General features: G+C 32.6%; 12 protein-coding genes. 5 read left to right on the top strand and 7 right to left on the bottom strand.

All coding sequences use genetic code 11. The annotated features are described in order from the left end of the window. Positions 1-132 precede the first annotated feature (132 nt). Positions 133-1,044: a hypothetical protein gene (locus ACT5E3_RS10245; RefSeq protein ID WP_444998210.1), complete on the top strand. Its 912-nt coding sequence runs from the start codon at positions 133-135 to the stop codon at positions 1,042-1,044. A gap of 198 nt (positions 1,045-1,242) precedes the next feature. Here the strand turns inward: ACT5E3_RS10245 and ACT5E3_RS10240 are convergent, their stop codons facing one another. Next, positions 1,243-3,915 carry a fused MFS/spermidine synthase gene (locus ACT5E3_RS10240; RefSeq protein WP_444998209.1) on the bottom strand — a complete coding sequence of 891 codons (2,673 nt, stop codon included), beginning with the start codon at positions 3,913-3,915 and terminating at the stop codon, positions 1,243-1,245. Between the two features lie 293 nt (positions 3,916-4,208). Between ACT5E3_RS10240 and ACT5E3_RS10235 the strand changes: the two genes are divergently transcribed. Together ACT5E3_RS10235 and ACT5E3_RS10230 are read left to right on the top strand one after the other, a co-directional pair. Next, the gene (locus tag ACT5E3_RS10235; protein WP_444998208.1) at positions 4,209-4,574 is read left to right on the top strand and encodes a hypothetical protein; all 366 of its coding nucleotides are present in this window, start codon (positions 4,209-4,211) and stop codon (positions 4,572-4,574) included. A gap of 28 nt (positions 4,575-4,602) precedes the next feature. Beyond that, positions 4,603-5,172 (top strand): hypothetical protein, encoded by a 570-nt coding sequence (locus ACT5E3_RS10230; RefSeq protein WP_444998207.1) that lies wholly within the window; start codon positions 4,603-4,605, stop codon positions 5,170-5,172. A gap of 51 nt (positions 5,173-5,223) precedes the next feature. On the opposite strand, the gene ACT5E3_RS10225 is transcribed toward ACT5E3_RS10230, so the two are convergent. Both ACT5E3_RS10225 and ACT5E3_RS10220 read right to left on the bottom strand, forming a co-directional pair. Further along, the gene (locus ACT5E3_RS10225; RefSeq protein ID WP_444998206.1) at positions 5,224-7,161 is read right to left on the bottom strand and encodes a PKD domain-containing protein; all 1,938 of its coding nucleotides are present in this window, start codon (positions 7,159-7,161) and stop codon (positions 5,224-5,226) included. Between the two features lie 990 nt (positions 7,162-8,151). Then, a complete protein-coding gene (locus tag ACT5E3_RS10220; RefSeq protein WP_444998205.1) occupies positions 8,152-10,839 on the bottom strand; it encodes a sensor domain-containing diguanylate cyclase in 2,688 nt (895 codons plus the stop codon). A 1,089-nt stretch (positions 10,840-11,928) separates the two neighbouring features. On the opposite strand from ACT5E3_RS10220, the gene ACT5E3_RS10215 reads away from it, so the two are divergent. Then, complete coding sequence (locus tag ACT5E3_RS10215) at positions 11,929-13,404, top strand: DUF4407 domain-containing protein (RefSeq protein ID WP_444998204.1); 1,476 nt, start codon at positions 11,929-11,931, stop codon at positions 13,402-13,404. 196 nt (positions 13,405-13,600) lie between these two features. Here the strand turns inward: ACT5E3_RS10215 and ACT5E3_RS10210 are convergent, their stop codons facing one another. Together ACT5E3_RS10210 and ACT5E3_RS10205 are read right to left on the bottom strand one after the other, a co-directional pair. Continuing rightward, positions 13,601-14,083: a YbjQ family protein gene (locus ACT5E3_RS10210; RefSeq protein WP_444998203.1), complete on the bottom strand. Its 483-nt coding sequence runs from the start codon at positions 14,081-14,083 to the stop codon at positions 13,601-13,603. After that, on the bottom strand, positions 14,083-14,403 hold the full coding sequence (locus ACT5E3_RS10205; protein WP_444998202.1) for a YbjQ family protein: 321 nt from the start codon (positions 14,401-14,403) through the stop codon (positions 14,083-14,085). Before ACT5E3_RS10205 ends, ACT5E3_RS10210 begins: the two co-directional genes overlap by 1 nt. A gap of 441 nt (positions 14,404-14,844) precedes the next feature. Between ACT5E3_RS10205 and ACT5E3_RS10200 the strand changes: the two genes are divergently transcribed. Further along, positions 14,845-17,730 (top strand): M16 family metallopeptidase, encoded by a 2,886-nt coding sequence (locus tag ACT5E3_RS10200; protein ID WP_444998201.1) that lies wholly within the window; start codon positions 14,845-14,847, stop codon positions 17,728-17,730. Positions 17,731-17,894: 164 nt separating this feature from the next. Here ACT5E3_RS10200 and ACT5E3_RS10195 read toward each other — a convergent pair whose 3' ends face one another. Together ACT5E3_RS10195 and ACT5E3_RS10190 are read right to left on the bottom strand one after the other, a co-directional pair. Continuing rightward, complete coding sequence (locus ACT5E3_RS10195) at positions 17,895-18,101, bottom strand: DUF3012 domain-containing protein (RefSeq protein WP_444998200.1); 207 nt, start codon at positions 18,099-18,101, stop codon at positions 17,895-17,897. Positions 18,102-18,116: 15 nt separating this feature from the next. Then, positions 18,117-19,856: a M14 family metallopeptidase gene (locus ACT5E3_RS10190; RefSeq protein WP_444998199.1), complete on the bottom strand. Its 1,740-nt coding sequence runs from the start codon at positions 19,854-19,856 to the stop codon at positions 18,117-18,119. Positions 19,857-20,047: the final 191 nt, after the last annotated feature.

Raw genomic sequence — 20,047 nt, 5'->3', positions numbered from 1 at the left:
AGAATCAAAAAAAGAACACATCGACTCATTAAGTCATGTTTCAGGTATACTTTTAGATGCTCTAAACAAGCCTATACTTAAAAAAGGGCATTTGTTATATTTAATAAAAATAAATCACGGAGGAAGCCAGTCATGAGCCAAGAAAATTTAATAGAAGAAGAAATTACAACAAATAATAAAGAAAACGAAAATAAAGAAAAACCAGTACCACAATCTGAATCATTACAGCTACAAATTAAAGCTTTAGAACGTCTTTATCAACAGTTAGCAAACACGGAGCCAGAACAAAAAACAAGCTCGTTTACTTTAATACTCAAAGAAAAAATAAATCAACTTGGTAGTTCCGCACTAACAGCAATAATCGCTTTAATTGCTGCGATTATCACCCCTATCATTCTTAATTCACAATTTGCCAAAGATATAAACGCTTCTATTTCCGATATTCGTTCAAAGTTACCTAATGAAGCAGATGCCATTATAGTCAAAGAACTTTCTAGCATAACCAGTGATCACCAAAGTATTATTAATGAGTTAATAAAAAAACAACAATCAATTATTTTAGACAATAAAATGTTAACCGATGTAAAAAATGACTTTGAAACCCAATACAATCAAGTTTTAAATAGTGTCGAACAGTTTGAAATTAAAAGCGATATTCAAAATAATAGTGTTGACTCATTAAAATCAACAATATTTAACTTAGAAAAAAAAATGGCTGATTTACAGCAACAGATTCAAGCGAGCAAACAAACTAACAGCATTAATAAAAATTTATACCATCATTTAGAGAAGCTCTATAAAGATGGAGAATCATTAACCAATGCAAATCCAACAAAAGCAGAAAATTGGTTTAAACAGCTTAACTATACAATACAAGGACTGCAAGTAAACCAAACCAATGATTATTTAAAATTGCACGTCAAAACTCTAAATTCAATTATTTTGAAAACAGATAATTTCACTGACTTTTCATCAAGAAAATCAGAAGCACTAGTCATATTACGCTCGTTATTATCATTAGTTGATGCTGCTATTTTAAAGTAGCACTTCGAGATATTAGAGCTATATAGTTAAACCGCCATCAATATAAAATATTGATCGGTAATATAGCTCCCCTTCTCAGAAACTAAAAAGTCAATGAGTTCAGCCACTTCATCCGGGAGACCAAGGCGTCTCACCGGAATTCTAGAAGTTAATTTTTTAACCAGGTACAGCCATCATTATAACTACCAACCATTCAGATTACTGCGTTTCTAAGTTATTCTCTAATGTCGATTGCTTTTTAGTTGTTATTAAAGATATGAATTTTTTAAACTCTTTTTTTGATTGAATATTCATAGTTTCATTGTTATTCATAAAAGCTAAATATTTATAAATAAATGAACGATGGTAATAGCTTCCAGCCTTTATCATTTTTTTCTGTAATAATGACAGTTTGGAAAGGTAACCTTCATTTTCAAAAGCTTTATGCTCATCTAAATAATCTAACAAAACTAAACCAGTTACCCATTCTGAATAACTATCAGGTGTAGCCAAAAACTGTTTAGCTAAACGATATGCGACTATAGGTTTGTCATCAGTATTTATATCCGTATTTAAAAACTTTTTTGCTTTACCAGACAAATCACCAACATACAACATATATGGCATCAGTTGAATTAAATGAGACTCCATATCAGAAAGCTTTCTTTTTGTTGCTTGAGAGTTACTTCTATCACCACGAATATTAAGAAATGTTTGCCATAAAGATTCAACATTTTCAGACTTTGACAATAAATTTTTTAAGTTTTTTTCCATAATTAAAGGGTTAATAGGCTCATTTTTTTCTTTTCCTATTAATGCAATAACCGGTTTATTAGGTGAATAATTACCTCTCCAAATGGTAACACTTGGAAAAACAGACATCATAGTCTTGGTAATAACTTCTAACTCAGGTTTTGTTAGTTGATACAATGGTAACCACTGGCAGAATATACCATTTTTATTTAATCGACTTTTTACAAGTTCAAATTGTTCTTGAGTATATAACCTATCACTAACAACAGTCGGTAAAAAAAGATCAGAAATAATAACATCATACATTTTTTCAGGATTCAATAATACATGACGCCCATCTTCAACAATAACCTTTGCTCTAGGATCGTCAAATAAACCATATGTGTGATTTTCAAAAAACTGTTCCGATGCCTCAACAACCTCAGGAACTAATTCACTGACTGTTAGTTGTTTAATATTATGCATTAGTGCTGTACCAGCAGTTATTCCTGTGCCTAAACCGAGCACATAAACAGAGTCAGGTGAAGGATGCATTAACAATGGCAAATGGCTTTGTCGATTTTCTTGAATTTCTGAACCTAATCCACCTAGCGTATAAGTATTGTTGACTCGTATATATCTATCTGTAGTTTTTTTCCCAAGTTGATTTTGTTCAGCTTCCATCACTGCCACAGCCCCATAACTCCCTTCCCAACTCAATAATATTTTTTCATTAGATTGTTCATTCAACCAAAAAATGGGTAGTTTAATTGAAAAAGCATAACCTATCATAAAAACGGCTACCAAAGGTATGGCGACTTTATATAATAGCGTAACACTTTTTAAACGTATAAATACAAACACTCCTGCCAACATATAAATGAGTGCAGTAATTTTAAATGTATCCCAAACGCCTAACAAACCTGGCAGAAAAAAACCAGCTAACAAAGGTCCAATCAAACCACCAAATGTATTGACAAACAAGCAACGTCCAATAAAGTGTCCGCTAGATTTTTCTTTATTAGTTTCATGAAGAGACTTTAATAAAAAGGGGAAAATACACCCTAAAATTGTGCCAGGAATGAATATTATAGTGCTCAGTAGTATGATAAACATCCCCCATTGCTTTCCAATAATTAATGGTTGAAGTTGATTGGTTAATTCATAAAAAACAAAAGGTAATAGCGTTAACAAGCAAGCAGACAAAAGTAACAAACTAGATAAAGTAGGCCAAAACCTGAATTTATATCGATAAAAAGAATAGGCAAGTAAATTACCAACACCTAGCGCTAATAAAAACGTACCTACAATAAAGCTTTGGACCAACACAGAGCCCTGCACAATAAATGAAAAACTACGAACCCATAAAACTTCTACAGCCATAGTTAATGCACCAGACATAAAAACAATCAGCCATAGTATATTTTTATCCAGGTGATTAAGTTGAGAGACATTTATATTTATTTTTTTCTTTTGATTAGAAGTAGAAAGGCCTGATTTAAAAAACTTGTTCAAAAGTAGTAACTCAATGACAGGTGCAACTTTCAAGCTAACTAAAGCAACGACTACATTAATACCTATTGCAATCAGATAAACACTTTTCAGCCCTAATACTTCTAACAAAATAAAGCCAGCGACAATAGCGCCAGCAGCAGCCCCCAAAGTATTTATTGAAATAAGTAGACTAGCTACCACCCCAATTTTTTCATTACTTTTAATTAAAGCCTGACTAACCATAGGAATAGTCCCCCCCATCATAAAAGACGGCAAAAACAAAACCACAAAGGCCATCAAAAACTTGATAGTTGTCATTAAGCCTACATCAGTAAACTCTATAGTATTCAAAACAGGTAGCAACAACGCATACCAATCATTTAAAAAGTAACAAATAAGCGAAGTTAAGGCGATACCAAACTCTAATAAAGCAAATGTTTTCCATGCTGAATTTTGTTTGAAAGAACGTTTCCCCCAATAATAAGCGCCAATAGCGGTCCCTAAGAAGAAAGCACTAATAACAGTTGATATTGCCTGACTAGAATTACCAAAAAGTAGTGACAACTGCTTTATCCATAAAACTTGATAAATAAGCGCAGCACAACCTGAAAAAAAGATCAGCGACAAAGGTAGTAACAAGTTATATTTTACAATTATATTTTTCATATTTTTTCTTTATATAAAACCAAAAACACTATCAACCAAAGTTATGCACTGTACACATTTAGTTTTACCTGCTTAGCAAACAAAAGCAAACACTCCCGTGCATATTAACATTTTCAATCAAAGCCAACAAAACGAAATATATTTTTATCTTACATTTGAGAAACATTTCCACTTACCAGCCTTGCTTTACATTTAAAAACCATCGTATAATTTTTTACACATAAAAAAACAAGACAAAAAAAACTTGTATTTATTTAATTATTTTTAACCACAAAACAAAAAAGGATACCATTATGAAACTCTTACTATTAGCAATAGCCTTTTCACTTTCAAACCAAGCATTAGCTATTAATGACACATCAAAAAAAGAACAACCTCAAACAAAAGAGCAAAAAAAGTCACACTCAGAGTTATCTAAACACTCAGAATCAAACAATGGTGAAATGACCTTTTGGTTCGACTCAATCCCGTTACCTAAGCTATTTGAATTAATTGCCGAATTTGCAGAAAAAGATTTAAAAATAGAGCAATCAATCACACAGCATGTTAGTGTCAGGTACGAAAAAAAGACTCATTGGAAAAAAATCGTCAACCAACTTGCCAAACAACATCAATTAAACATTTCAATTACTGAAAAAACAATTTATGTGAAAAAATAATATTCCAAATACTTAATGGAGAGTACCAATGAAACCAATTACTTTTGGGTTAACACTACTGACTATTACATCAAGCATTTTAATTTACAAAACTTATTTTCAAGATAAAAAATCTTCCAACAAAAGTTTTGATAGTGCAATTAAAGAAGTCACACCACCTCAACCTAATCAAATAAAAGTTGCAGGCTCTCCTTTTCAAAAAAATGATATTAACTACCAAGCCAAAGAGAAAAAACCATTAAAAACAATCAACGATAAAATAACAGTTCTTTCATCACAATCGCTACTATTTAAAAGCAATGAAGCATTTGATCAAGCCATGCAAAACATGTTCGAAAATTCCAGCGAATCAGAGTCTACTGAGCATTATCGCGATTTAATTTCACGACAACCTGAATACATCGACGGTAACATTTCCCAAGAAAATATAGTATGCAGTGAAATATCGTGTATGTTATCTGTTTACTTTGTTGATGAAACTTCACTTGAACGTTTCATGCAAAGCTTTACCTCGTCATCTAACCATCCAATAATTTCTCATACATTAGTTCCTATTGAAGGTCGAGCTAATTTAGTTTTTGATATCTCCGAAAATTAAATAAAAAGCCCTAGTGTTTCATAGGGCTAAAGCTTTTTTCAATTGTTATTGTTAATTATAAGAACCTTTCAATGTAACACCTGAGTAGCTGTTATAACCTCTCAACATGATGTGATAAGTTCCAGCTTGTACAGAATTAATCGTACAGGTTTCATTGTTACCATTTCTATAAGGTCGACAATCATAACTATTCGTTGTTGGTTTACTACCAAATCGAACATATAAATCCGCATCACCGCTTCCACCAGTAATGTTAAACACTAAGTTGGTGGCGCCTTGAGGAACTTGCATGGTGTAAAAAACATTCGAACCACTATTACCTGATAGCCCTGTCTTAGGCACACCATTTTGCAATGCATTTGGATCGCTTGAATCAGAAACAGTAATGTTTTGTGTTTTACTATTACTCGCCCCTTTGTTATCTGTTACAGTTAACTTTACGGTATAAGTCCCCGCTGAAACATAAGTATGTGAAGGAGAAGCTGACGTTGACGTTGCGCCATCCCCAAAATCCCACGACCAGCTTGATATTTGTCCATCTGTATCAGAACTTTTATCAGTAAAACTAGCGGTTAAAGATGATTGAGTCACACTAAAATCAGCTTTAGGAGGCGTATTTCCAGAAGTACTAGTATATGAACCTTTTAATGTAACACCTGAATAATTAGCGTAAGCACTAAGCATGATATGATAGGTGCCAGCTTGCACAGAATTTATAGCACAGCTTTCTACATTTCCATTTTTATAAGGTCGACAATCATAGGTAGTTGAGGTTGGTTGACTACCAAAACGAACATATAAATCTGCATCACCTGAACCTCCACTAATGTTAAATAGTAAATCAGTTGCACCAGCAGGCACTTCCATTGTGTAATAGGTATCAGCTCCCTTATTTGCAGCAAGTCCTGTTAACGGAACACCATTTTCTAATTCATTTGATGAGGATGAATCACTAACCGTAATATTTTTAGTAATTGAATCACTTATTCCATCATTATCTTTTACAGTTAATTTAACGGTATAAGTACCTGCTGCACTATATGTATGATTCGGATTAGTTTGGGTCGAAGTGCTACCATCTCCAAATTGCCAAGAACGACTTACAATACTGCCATTAGAATCAGTACTATTATCGGTGAAACTTACTGAAAGACCATTCTTATTCGAGCTAAATTCGGCAACAGGTGGATTATTAGAACTACCTTTTTGTATTGTATAATCATCGATCACTGTTCCAGAAATATTGACAAATTGCACTCGAAAAGTAGTTGAAGTAGTATCAACTCTCATTGCTCCCCAATTACTATTGTACAAAACTTTACTTCCAGTAATTGGACTACCAACGCTATATCGGCCTCTTCCACCTAAACCATTAACAAAATACCAAATGCCGTTTCTTTCAATTCTTTCATAGTGATGATCATGCCCAGCCATAACAATATCAGCTCCCCATTCAGCATAAGGTAACTGCATTTTGCTCGCACTGCCATGATTCCCACTTGAATAAGCAGCATGATGAAAGAAAACAACCTTCCATGCTGCAGTAGAATCAGCCAGCGCATTTTGTAACCAAGCTCGAGCACTCGATGAAGGAGAGCTAACATCACTATTAATAGTAAAGAATTCTACATCCCCTTTTTTAACGCGATATTGCTTACCAGTACACGGAAAAATTGAATTATAAGCACTCGTTGAATCATGATTACCAAATGATGGGAAAAAGCGATTGTTACTACAAGTTGAACTTATATATGAGCCATAATAAGGTCTTACTGACTGCTCATAATTACCACCAGTATAATCATTATCACCTAAAGTAACGACGAACTCAGGATTCCAACTGTCGACCAAGTTAGCAACGTTCTGTTCAGCAGAGTTTGCAACGCCAAAATCACCAATCGTTGCAAATGTTGTAGCCCAAGTTGTTGGTGAGAACATAATGCAACAATAAAACAAAATTAACTTCATTATGTTGTTTTTTATTTTCATGAAATGTATTCCTCTCTTTAGTGTCAGACAAATAAATATGCCAAATTAAACCATTCGATTAATTCATAATAAAAATTAATCAAAACATGGTTTATGCATTAAAATAAAAAGTTATGAGTTCATTTCATTCGTCAATTAAATTTTCAAAAAACGCTATAAAGAAACAATCAAAAAACAAACACTTTTAAAAATAAAATCAATGTATACAAAATATTATATTAAACCTAGAATCTCATAGTCTTTTCACGCAAAATACTATCCTTGAGCTCAACATAACTCAATCAAGGCAATGTCTATTTAGTATCTATTTGTTCTCTATTCAAAACAGCGTTTATTTTTATAATCACCATCATTTTCTCGCTATTAAATAGAATGCTTTTGAACCTGAAAAACAATAAATATATTTTAATCTTATATAAAAAAGGAGAGGTATTACTACAAAATGAAAAATAACAATCTCAAAAAAGGTATAAACAAATTAATAACATAATCTAAAAAATAACAAAAACATTTACTACATTAGTAAATACTTAATGGTTATTTAATTAATATAAACACGTAATAAGAATTAAAAAAGAATATTAAAAGCTGAATAGATATATAAAAGATAATTAGTTTTGTTTTATCTGTTTAATATTTAACAATAACAATCCTTAAAACGACAATATCTTGCATATTACCTCTTGTCGTTCAATATAATATGACTGAACCATTTGCTACATCTTCTCCGAGAAAAAGCTCTAGTACTACTAGCATTAGTATGTCTAAAATCCCTACCCTATTATGCTATAGATACGATTTTCATGAAGTAGCCCTATAGCGTGTCCAAACTCATGTATTCCGAATTCATGTATAGCAGTTGTTCTAAATCGACTCCCTTCACTCAATCAGTGATAAGCCATTAGGCAAAGAGTTGAAATATAATAGGGTAAACTATTATCTATGAATGTAAGCAATCTTCCCTTCATTGAGAAGATAAATAATTAATAATTAATAATTAATTTTATTATATTTGATAAGTTCTAGCGCTTCATCACCTGAAACAGGCTTGCTAAAATAATAACCTTGTGCATAACGGATCCCTATATCTTTAAGAATACGAGCATGTCGTTCTGTCTCAACACCTTCAGCAACAACATCTAAGTCTAAATTAGCAGCCATAAAAGCAATTGTTTTAACAATCGTATAATGCTTTTTATTGGTTTCCATTGCAAAAATAAATGAACGATCTATTTTAATTGTATTTAAAATAAATTTATGCAAATAACTTAATGAGGAATATCCTGTACCAAAGTCATCTAAAAGGACAGGAATATTAAGATCTGCTAGAGACTGTAACAAGTTTTGTGCAAGCTTTGCATTCTCAATTAAAAGACTTTCTGTAATTTCAACTTTAAGCCTTTCAGGAGTTATTTTATTTTCAGTAAGTGATGATTTTATATCTGCAAACAAATCATGTTGTTCAATTTGTTTAGAAGAAAAATTGACGCTCATAGCAATTGTTTTAGCTTCAGACAATTGTGACTGCCACACATTCAACTGACTTAATGCTTGATTAAGAACCAAACCACCTAAACTATAAATCAATCCTGTTTCTTCTGCGATAGGAATAAATTCATTAGGACTAATAAAACCTAAACGAACATGCGTCCATCTTGCCAAAGCTTCAAAAGCAATAATTTTATTAGTTTTGAGATCCACTATTGGCTGATAATAAACTTCTATTTCTTTTTGTTGAATAGCTTTACGTAATTCACTTTCTATTTCAAGCCTCTTCATTGCATTTTCATGCATTTCAACATCAAAAAGTTCATAACGATCTTTTCCATTTTCTTTCGCATGATACATCGCTGCATCTGCGTCACGCAATACACTTTCAGGACTTGTATAACTTTTATTGTTTAATGTCACGCCAATACTAGTAGAAGTAAACACTTGTTGATCTTTCAATTTAAATGGTGTCGAGAAAGATTTAAGGATTCTATCAGCAATTACAGCCGCATCTCTTTCATTAGAAATATCCTGTAATAAAATACAAAACTCATCCCCACCTAATCTTGCAACTGTATCATTAGGTCTGACACACTCAAGAAGTCTCTCTGCAACTTGTTTTAACAATAAATCACCTAGAATATGACCTAAGGAATCATTAATTACTTTAAAGCGATCAAGATCTAAAAAAAAGACGCTAAAAGTAATATTTTCATCTCGTTTAATTCTTTTTAATAGTTGGTCCATTCTGTCAATAAATAAAGTTCTATTAGCAAGTCCAGTCAAACTATCATGAAAAGCTTCATAAGAAAGCTTCTGTTGCATTTCATTTCTTTCATCGAGCATTTTTTGCAATGACTCATTAGTTACCGAAAGTTCCCGAGTTCTTTCATCAACACGCAGCTCAAGTTGATCATTAATTTTTTTCATTTGCTCATGAGCAGCTTGTAAATATTCTGCATTTTTTCTTCTAGTCAATGCTATTGAAATTTGTTGAGCGACAAACATTAATACTTCAGCATCGAGTTTTGTATAAGATTTTCCTTCTAAATAACTTTGAATTGTTAAAACGCCAAAAACTTCATTTTTTTCAATTAAAGGAACCCCAAGCCAAGTTTCAGGCATAATACCAACAATGAGCTTGCTATCTACCCATTCTTGCCTGTTATTCTTATTAATCAATATTAATTTTCCCGTACGCAAAACCTGCTCAGTAGGGGATGCTTTTTCAATAGGTTTTGAATAATCCATATCCTGGCCAAAAGTCGTATCAATTTCATCAGCATAATAGGGAAATGAAATACGCTTTTTATCATCACTTAAAACGGCTATATATAAGTTTTTAGATGGCATAATATCATTAATGATTTTATGCAATGACAGATAAAACTCATCAAGATCTCTTGCTACGTTAGTTAATTCAGATATTTTAAATAACGCAGCTTGCAAAGTTTCCGCACGTTTACGTTCTAAAATTTCCTTTTCCATATCTTGATTGATTTGTTGTAGCATCGCTGTGCGTGCGTCAACTTTTTGCTCCAGCTTTTCATTATAAGAATGAAGCTTTTGCTCATAAACTTTCTGCTTTAATGCGGCTGATATTTGCTGACCAACAAAGGTCAGTACTTTTTTGTCTTCATCAGTATAACTAATATCATTCTGATAACTTTGAACAGCTAAAACCCCTTTTACTTTATTGTCATAGATCAGAGGAACTCCCATCCAATAAGTTGCTAGCGCTCCACGAAGAACAATCTCTCCTTGATTTTCTAAAGCTTTTAATTGATGAGTATCAGCTAACAAAGATTTACCACTGCGTAAAATATAACCTGTCAGGCGCTTTTTAAAAGACTCTAAAGGTTCAGGTTGCCACTGTGTAGGATCAACATTTTCGTCTTTCTCATCAATTGAGTACTCAAACTTCACATGCTTACAATCGGGGGTCACAAGTGCAATATAGCAATTACGAGCATACATTAGTCGGCTTACTATTGAATGTATATCTTGATAAAACGATTGGATATTTTTAACATTTCCCCCAAGGGCTGCAATATCTAATAAAGCTTGCTGAACTTTTTCCGCATGCTCTTTAGCCTCTGCAACAGCACGTAATTCCTGCTGACTCGACTTTAAGCTGGAGCTTTCACCTAAATTAGGGTTAGTAGTATGTCTATTATTATTACTCAAGCATCTGTTTATCTTTCAACAATATCATAGAACTAGCTTAGCTAAGAATTTGAAATACCCCAAATTAATTAAGCGTTTTAAAAAGAAAAAGAATGATAAAAACAAAATTTAGTTAAATATATAGCTCTAAAGAGAAGAATTACTCTCTACTGTTTAAAACCCCATCATATTCAATAAGTTAAATAATATTGAAGATTGACTTAAAAACCGGAAAACTTGTCAAGTTTTCTAATTAACTTAAACTCCTAATGAATTTTTAACAATACAAACTCTCCATTAAGAACAGCTTTTATCATATTTTTTCAACCATTTTATAGCAACATACAAATCAAGAATTACCATTAATCTCTCAGATTATTGGCAGCTATTTAAGGCTAAGGGGAACTCTTCAGAAAAGCTATAAACTGAGTACACCTTATTAAGTTTTAGCAAAAGCAAACTAATCAATTGTTTTTAAAAGAAAAAATGAATGAGATTTCGATGTTTTATAACTCAATTTGATAGATAAACGCCAATACTCGATTATCAGCTCTTGAATCCGCTAGAAACCTGATAGGATAGGATACGCACTGCCAAATAGATAATGCTAAACCACCAAACCAATTAAATCTCACAAAGAGATAAACATCGGATTAACCTTTGGTTGGCTTACTCATATTTTTCGCATTAAGTTCATCTCTTATTATTTCTCTCGCGCTCCCTACTCTCTTTTTCATACTTTCGTCTTATTTAATAACATATCGATAATGCCACCAAAATGCCATTGGCATGGTTAACAATACATATTCATATCTCTTTCCTATCGGTTACACATAAATCTTCTGCTGATGCTTTTATGCCTTAAATACATATCAGCTATCGATCAAACATAAATATTTACATCTAAAGAAAACTTTATTAACAACCACAACGTCTAATAGCAGTTAGTATCTTATTAATATTAAACAATGAGAATAAAAAATAAGAGTAGTGCTTTTAAAGTTTGTTATTAATATTTTAAGCCATTAATTTTTAGTGATAGCTTGTAACAAAAGTTAGAAAATTTTCATTTGTATAATTAAAACAACTTAAATCAATTAAGGGTACTCTGTGTCTGATAATGCACAAAATCAACAAAATTCCATCAGGGCTATACGCAATGAATGTAATCAGCAGTTGCAGCAAGATAGCATATTTTTTAAATTTTTTTCTTTCCTTTCATTAACGGATACGGAAGTACTGAAAGAATGTGGTAAATACGACCGAACTCTGGTTTATGCAATGGTTTTTCGCCAGCTTGTAACATTTGCATTCACTTGTATGTTATTTACTTATGGTGTTTCAATGTTTTTAGAAACAACACCATCAATAATCACAGGCATTATTTTTGCACTCACCCTATTTTTTCTTGATCAGGCGATCATTGGATCTGATTGGGCATTAAAAAACCCATTTAAAGGAGGCCTCTCACTTAAAAGCTTATTTGGCTTGCTTCCTCGAATTATTTACTCTCTAATTATTGCCATTGGTTTAGCAACACTTGCAGAAATTAGTTTACAAGCTAATGCAATTGACGAGCAAACCCAATACGAATCCAACGTAAAAAACCGAAAATATTTTAGCAAACTTGAAGATTATGAAAAAGAGTTGGAAACAAGCATTTCCGTTGATCGAAAAAAAGTGGCCAACATTCAAATTGAAATTCAGCAGTTGAAAGAACAAAAAGCCTACTTTGAGACTTTTTCACAAGAAAATGATAATGAAACAACCAATAATTTATTAATGATAAAGAAAGACAATTTATCAGAATTACAACGTTCACAAAAAGTGCTTAACACCGAAATTGCTAACATCAATGAACGTATTATAAAAACACGCGATGAGTATAATTATTGGTTTAGTGAATCCCTTTTAGAAAGAACAGGTAAAGACGGCAGAGCCCCCAAAGAAGGCCCTAAATATAAAAGAGCGGTTGCAACCTACAACGATTTACAAGTTCAAATCACTGTTTTAGAAAATAGTTTAACTAATGCAAAAACTAAATTAAATGAATTAAAACCAAAAATTGAAATTGCAACCATAGATTTGAATAAAGTACAACAGAAACATACTAAGTTATTATTAAGTGAAGCAAACCATGAACAAAACAACACTAAAATAGAACAACTACAGAAGGATTTATTAGCCGCTAAAACAGTTTTAAACAACTCAATAGAACGTAAACAGAATAAGCAGGATGAATACCGAGTAAAGCTTGTAAATGACGGTTTATTCTATGAAACAAAGACTGGTATGTTACGCCGCTATTTAGCCTTAAAAAACATTCATAAAGATCCTGAAATTGGTCAAGCTGCACTTATGTTTAGTTTATTACTAAAAATATTTTTTATTGCAATTGAGTTAATGCCAGTTATCATTAAATTGTTTTTCTCTCCTTTTAGTTTTTATTCATTAAAAATGTATTGCAAAATGCATATAGCCCTATTAGAAGAACAAGAAACACTAGAAGCTGCGAAAGCTCAAAGAAAAAAAGCAAGAGAAAATAGAACAAAAGAAACTGGAGAGTTAGATGCGATAAATTTTTAGTGTTAAATTAAGTTTTCATTAATACAGTAACTATTCATTTATCCTTTCACTTAACTGAGAAACCACTGGTTCTAAGTTGCTAATTCGAGATTCAGAACCTGAATGAGAAGAAAAAATAATTAATTTGTTTTTTATTAGGTTGTAAACCAAATAATTTGGAAAAACCTTTTAATCTATGGCGAAACTTAAATATATTTCATAAAGCTTCTTTAGAATATTGTATGGCTGTACCATAAGCAATCACTTCAACGCAACCCACTGCATTTTGCCGAGAATGACTCCTTTTTGAAATAGATGAGGTTTCAACTCTCAAATTAACAATAATGTCGGCAGCTGGACATTTAGCTTTCATTCTTAAAATAGCTTCTCGTCTAGCACGATCAAGCAAACTTTCATAAGCAGCGACACGCCCACCAAATAAGTTTCTTAGTGCAGCAAGAAAACGTTTAAAGTAGTCAACCGAAATAACAGCAGAGCCAGTTACTAAAAATGATTTTTTTATTACTTTATCTGGCTCAAAAAAACTAAAAGTGACAACGGGTGTTTTAACCGTATTTTTTTCTCTTATGCGAATTGAGGTATAGTGTTTTTTTTCTAAAATAGAGCCTGTTATGTAACCTAACAGAATTAATCCTATCGGTATTAATAATTGTAGAAAAAGCAAGACATTATCATTCATTATTGATCCTCAAGTTTAACCGCAGAACCATATACATATAACTCAGCAGCTCCTTGTGCTACTGAAGATGTTGAAAAGCGTACATTAATAATTGCATTCGCACCTAGACTCCTTGCCTCGTGTTTCATTCTTTCAATCGACTCTTTCCGTGAGTCAGCTAACAACTCGGTATACCCTTTTAGTTCTCCTCCAACAATATTCTTAAGACCAGCCATAAAATCTCTACCAATATGTTTTGCTCTCACAGTACTTCCAGAGACCAGACCATAATGCTCTGCAATTACTTTACCTGGAACATTTTCTACATTTGTTATTATCATATAATTTTTCCTGTATCTACTAGATATGAATAAACGTTTAAAAAATAAATATTGCCAATTAAAAACACAGTGTCATATAAAATCATCAACATTAATTATAGGAAATCTACTTTTAGTGGATATTTCAGCTTCGACCTTATTTCTTTTTAGTTAATCAGTTTAGTGTATTAACCCAACGTTCGTATCAGAGTTTTATTTCTTTAAATGAATATAAGTGCTCTTTTATTCACAGCTATATCTCCACAACCAGCCAAATATAATGTTGAGCAGGATAACTACATATAGCTATTACTAACATTCATTTTCACCTCCCACTCCAATAAAAATCTAGTAACAATTACCATTGACTTTACAATGTATTTTTACACATTGTGTGGCAAAATAACTTCAAATTATCAATATTAACTAAAACGCCCTGTTTAGCTCAAGGATAACAATATAATGAAAAAACAAACGCTATTCTTGTCGATTATTTGTAGTATTATGGCAATATCAGCTTGCAACAGTACAGACAATCGTCAAAATCAACTTAAACATCAAACAGATAGCTCAAAAACTTCATCTCATAAAAAAGCAACTTCCCAGACAAATGAGCTAGAAATCCAATATAAGCGTTTTACTCTCGATAATGGATTAGATGTGATATTTCATGTTGATCGCTCTGATCCAGTGGTTGCGGTCGCACTAACCGCCCATGTAGGCTCTGCTCGTGAATTACCTGGGCGAACAGGCTTTGCTCATTTATTTGAACACCTATTGTTTTTAGAGTCCGAAAATCTAGGTAAAGGAGGCTTGGATAAAATGAGCGCTCGTATTGGTGGCTCAGGTGCTAATGGTTCAACTAGTCGTGATAGGACTAATTATTTCCAGACGGTTCCTAAAAATGCTTTAGAAAAAATGATTTGGGCAGAAGCAGATAAGCTTGGTTTTTTTATCAATACCGTTACAGAGCAAGTATTAGCAAAAGAAAAGCAGGTCGTTAAAAATGAGAAACGCCAGAGTAACGACAACCGTCCTTATGGACATACGCAATATGTTATCGACAAAAACCTCTACCCTAAAGGCCATCCCTACAGTTGGCAAGTGATAGGTTCATTAGAAGATTTACAAAACGCAACGTTACAGGACGTTAAAGATTTTTTTAAACGTTGGTATGCACCCAATAATGTCACTTTAGTTATTTCAGGTGACTTCAATGAAAATCAGGCAAAAAAATGGATACATAAATACTTTGATGAAATCCCTCGTGGAGAAACGGTAGAACGAAACAAGAAGCAGCCGACTAGTTTAAAACAAAGTAAGCGAATGGTTTTTGAAGATAATTTTGCAAAACTACCAGAACTCACTATAACCTGGCCAACTGTACCACTGTATCACCCAGACTCTTATGCACTCAAAGTTTTACGTCAATTGCTTAGTAATGGCAAAAAGGCAGCACTTAATAAGCTACTTATTGATGAATTGAAACTGACTAACCAAGTCAGAATGGGAGGCTATGATTCTGAACTAGCAGGACAAACAACACTAAGAGTACAAGCTTTCGAAAACACCGATCTTAACAAAGTTTATCAGGCTATTAGCACTGCGTTTAAAAACTTTGAACAAGATAGTTTTACAGAACAAGATCTTGCAAGAATAAAAGCAGAACAAGAAACAGCTTTTTATAACAGCTTATCAAGTGTACTTGGTAAAGGTTTTATGTTAGCTCAATATAAAATTTATAAAAACGATCCTGGGTTTATAAATCAAGATGTCAAAAACATATTGGCTGTTAGTAAAAAAGACGTATTAAATGTATATAAAAAATATATTAAGAATAAAAACTATATTGCAACCAGTTTTGTTCCAAAAGGTCAAAAAGCACTTGCATTAGAAAACTCCATAGACGCATCAATAGTTGAAGAAAAAATAATAGCAGGCGCAGAAGAAAGTTTTGATGCATCACAAAAAGCGACTTATATACGCACGCCTTCTCAAATTGATCGCTCAGAACCACCTTACGATAAAACACCTGTTATTATAAAGTCTCCAAAAGTATGGCAAGCACAAGCCACAAATGGTTTAAAGACTTATGGAATACACAATGATGAAGTACCGCTTGTAAACTTTAGTTTAAATATTGCTGGTGGTATGTTATTTGATGATCCAGAAAAAATTGGTGTTGCTAATTTAGTGGCAAGGTCAATGAATAAAGGTACAAAGAGAAAGACGCCACAACAACTTGAAGAAGCAATTAAACAACTTGGCGCTCAAATTGAGATTAATGCAAACAAACAAAGTATTACTATAGATGGGAATACTTTAGCTAAAAACTATAAAGCAACCATGGCATTAGTCAGTGAAATACTATTAGAGCCTCGTTGGGATGAAAAAGAGTTTATCTTAATCAAAGAAAGTGTATTAAGTGAAATTAAGCAACAACAAGCACGCCCACCTTTAGTTGCAGAAAATCAATTTAACCAACTTCTTTATGGTAAAAATCATTTATTAGCAAATAATTTACTGGGTAATGAAAAATCTATTTCAAAAATAGCGATTTCTGATTTAAAAGCTTATTATCAGAAAAACTTCTCACCTTCATTAGCTAACTTACATATTGTTGGTGATATTAATCAATCTGAAGTAGTTAACTCATTGAAATTACTAGAAGAAAAGTGGGGCCGAAAAAACATTAAACTCCCTAACATATCAATACCTTCAGCCTCTAAAAAAGCCCAACTTTACTTTTATGATATTCCTAAAGCCAAACAATCCGTGATCAATATTGGTTATTTAGCATTAAAAGCAACGGATCAAGATTTTTACCCTGCCCAAGTCAGCAATTATCTATTAGGTGGAGGTGGGTTTGCTTCACAGCTTACTCAACAGCTCAGAGAAGCAAAAGGTTATACTTACAGAGTAAGATCTGGTTTTACGGGTAATACATTAGATGGTCGATTTACAATTAATTCTGGTGTTCGAGCTAACGTAACTTTTGAGTCCGTTCAATTGATTAGAAAAATACTCTCTGAGTATCAAACTAATTTAACTAATAATGATTTAGAAGTGACTAAAAGTTACTTTTTAAAAAGCAACGCAAGACGGTTTGAAACGCCTGATGCAAAACTCAATATTCTATATAATATGAGTCAATTTTCATTACCAGCAGATTATGTTCAACAAAGAGCAAAATCACTTGAAAGCTTAACGTTGAAACAAATGAAATCATTAGCTCAAAAACATATTAGACCCGATGATATGATTTATTTAGTTGTTGGTGATGCTGAAACGCAATTAGATCGATTAAAAAATCTGGGGTTAGGTGATCCTATTTTACTAAATCCTTAATACGAATAGGTAGATTGGCTCGATGATGTTGTCGAGCCAATCATTATTTATGAGTATACCGATTCTCGATAGACAATAATCTTATTTTTCACTCCGACAAAACCATTAATATAAGAAAAACAATAATATGTATGGCTGAAATATAAAATAATCGTCTTATAAAACTATTTCAATACACAATGTTTTGCGTAGTCTTTAGCTTCATTCACACTCCAATCGCCCTTTGGCTTTTCTTTCATATTTTTACACCACTTTTCAGTACCAACTTCCGGCGAACAGGCAGCAACCATTAATAACGTAAATAACACACCGATAATTTTTTTCATCACATATTTCACTTTTTCATTTTTTGTGGTGCGTAATACTACCATTTATAGAAATAAGATCTAGTCAGTTATTCTAAATATTGGATAACGCATATGTTCTGCTTCATGATGAACAGAGCGTTTATAAATAAAGTCTAATTGAGCATAAGCATTTTCACTAAAAGCTTTATCAGCTTTTTGCTTTGCCTCAAGCGCTACCTTCAATTGAGGTTCTTTCTTTAAAATTTCTACGGCATAATCTTCAAAAACATAAGGAGAAAAGTATTCTTTTTTTTGTAAATGTGAATCGAAAAAATTCCAAGCAAAAAATGAATCTTTAGCTTGGGGTTCTAAAGTTTCAACAATATAACGGTTACCAACTTGATTAACATCAATATAATAATCACCTTGACTGAAATTAACTTTCTGTTTTATGGCTTTTAATTGAACATTACTGTGCACATAATGACCTTCATATGGCGTTCTGGACGTTTCATAGTCTTTTATAATATAAACTTCAACAAGTAGCTCTTCACTTTTAGAAAACTGTTTAACATTAACACCATTTAATATCATCAACTCAGCAATATTTTTCCACGCTTTCGAAAAGGCATAAGCCTTTGGCTTTTCAATAACAATATCAGCAACATAATTATTATAATAAGGAACTTTCTTCGAAAAAGGTTTGTTTCGGTTGTAATATAACCGTTTTAAACCTGAAATTTTGCTTAATTTATATTCAGGCTCATACCCCTTGAAATCGATCATTGTTGGCTTATTTTTATCAGCCTGCCAACTAATAGCAAAACTTGATTGTTTTTTAACCGCTGATTTTGCTTGAGCACGATACTCTCTTAATGTTTGTCCCTTAATAGCTAAATGTTCAATAATAGTCGATATAAACGCATAATTTGCCTCGACTCTTTGTTTATAAGGTTTAAGCATATGAGTTTCGCTCATAAATGCTGGAGTGTGAAATAAGGCGGCATAGCCTGAAGAATAACGAGGCCAATCAATAAACTGTACCCAGCCTTTATCCGGTGTATCTCTCCAAGCATTAACATAAGGAATTGACTCAAAACCAGCATTTTTCATTTTCTGATAAACATAGGGCATTAGCTCGCTGTTAATATAATTTCCGAGTACACCACCCATTTTATCCTTTTGAGAGTAATCCAGTGTCATTACATAAGGGTAATCGGCTCCATTACTCACATGAGTATCAATCAACATATCAGGATCTAGCTTATGAAAAATATCAGCAAACGAGCGGCTATTTTGAGTATCACTTTTGATAAAATCACGATTAAGATCATAATTTTTGGCATTTCCCCTAAATCCATAACTAAGCGGACCATTCTGGTTAACACGAGTGGTTGAATTACGATTTAATACACCCCCAATGTTATAAAAAGGAATTATAGCCAATAGCAAGTTTTGCTTTTCACTCTGTAAAACTTTTCCTAACACTAAATCCCTCAATAGCATCATTGATGCATCAACGCCATCGGGCTCACCGGGATGTATTGCATTATTCACGAGCAAAACATTACGACCATTTTTCTTATTACTATTTACATCAAAGTCTTTATGTGGAGAAAACAAAACAAGGTGTAAAGGCAGGCCAGAATCAGTCATTCCCTGACGTTGTATATGTACCGTGTCAAACTGCTCTGCTAATTTCTGATAAAAATTAATCCCTTCATCATAATGCGCAGTTTTAAAGCCACCACTTTTTTCATAAGGGGTTTGCCATAGTTCTTGTGCAACACAACAAGTTGATAATAATAAAGAAGCCAGCAAAAGTAATTTATTAGGCATAAAAGTGCTCACTAATTAAAAACACTATATTAGCTTAGTTTGTTACGAAAACAAATGAAGGAGCAATGAGATAAACGATTGTTACTTGCTAAAATACGACTATTCCGTATATAACCTCATATCAACCAAGTTGAAGATCAATAAAAATTAACAAAACATGTATTTTTTGTTTGTTTTTTATACAAGTGTTT

This window comes from Aliikangiella litoralis (assembly GCF_052495765.1).
The sequence above is the reverse complement of the archived record's forward strand: the minus strand, read 5'-3'. Positions and strand labels throughout refer to the sequence as shown.

Excerpts from the sequence above, each read along its gene's own strand:
- ACT5E3_RS10205 (WP_444998202.1), bottom strand. The coding sequence starts at position 14,403 with ATGATAATAACAAATGTAGAAAATGTTCCAGGTAAAGTAATTGCAGAG.
- ACT5E3_RS10225 (WP_444998206.1), bottom strand. The coding sequence starts at position 7,161 with ATGAAAATAAAAAACAACATAATGAAGTTAATTTTGTTTTATTGTTGC.
- ACT5E3_RS10210 (WP_444998203.1), bottom strand. The coding sequence starts at position 14,083 with ATGAATGATAATGTCTTGCTTTTTCTACAATTATTAATACCGATAGGA.
- ACT5E3_RS10195 (WP_444998200.1), bottom strand. The coding sequence starts at position 18,101 with ATGGTAGTATTACGCACCACAAAAAATGAAAAAGTGAAATATGTGATG.
- ACT5E3_RS10230 (WP_444998207.1), top strand. The coding sequence starts at position 4,603 with ATGAAACCAATTACTTTTGGGTTAACACTACTGACTATTACATCAAGC.
- ACT5E3_RS10235 (WP_444998208.1), top strand. The coding sequence starts at position 4,209 with ATGAAACTCTTACTATTAGCAATAGCCTTTTCACTTTCAAACCAAGCA.
- ACT5E3_RS10240 (WP_444998209.1), bottom strand. The coding sequence starts at position 3,915 with ATGAAAAATATAATTGTAAAATATAACTTGTTACTACCTTTGTCGCTG.
- ACT5E3_RS10245 (WP_444998210.1), top strand. The coding sequence starts at position 133 with ATGAGCCAAGAAAATTTAATAGAAGAAGAAATTACAACAAATAATAAA.
- ACT5E3_RS10200 (WP_444998201.1), top strand. The coding sequence starts at position 14,845 with ATGAAAAAACAAACGCTATTCTTGTCGATTATTTGTAGTATTATGGCA.
- ACT5E3_RS10190 (WP_444998199.1), bottom strand. The coding sequence starts at position 19,856 with ATGCCTAATAAATTACTTTTGCTGGCTTCTTTATTATTATCAACTTGT.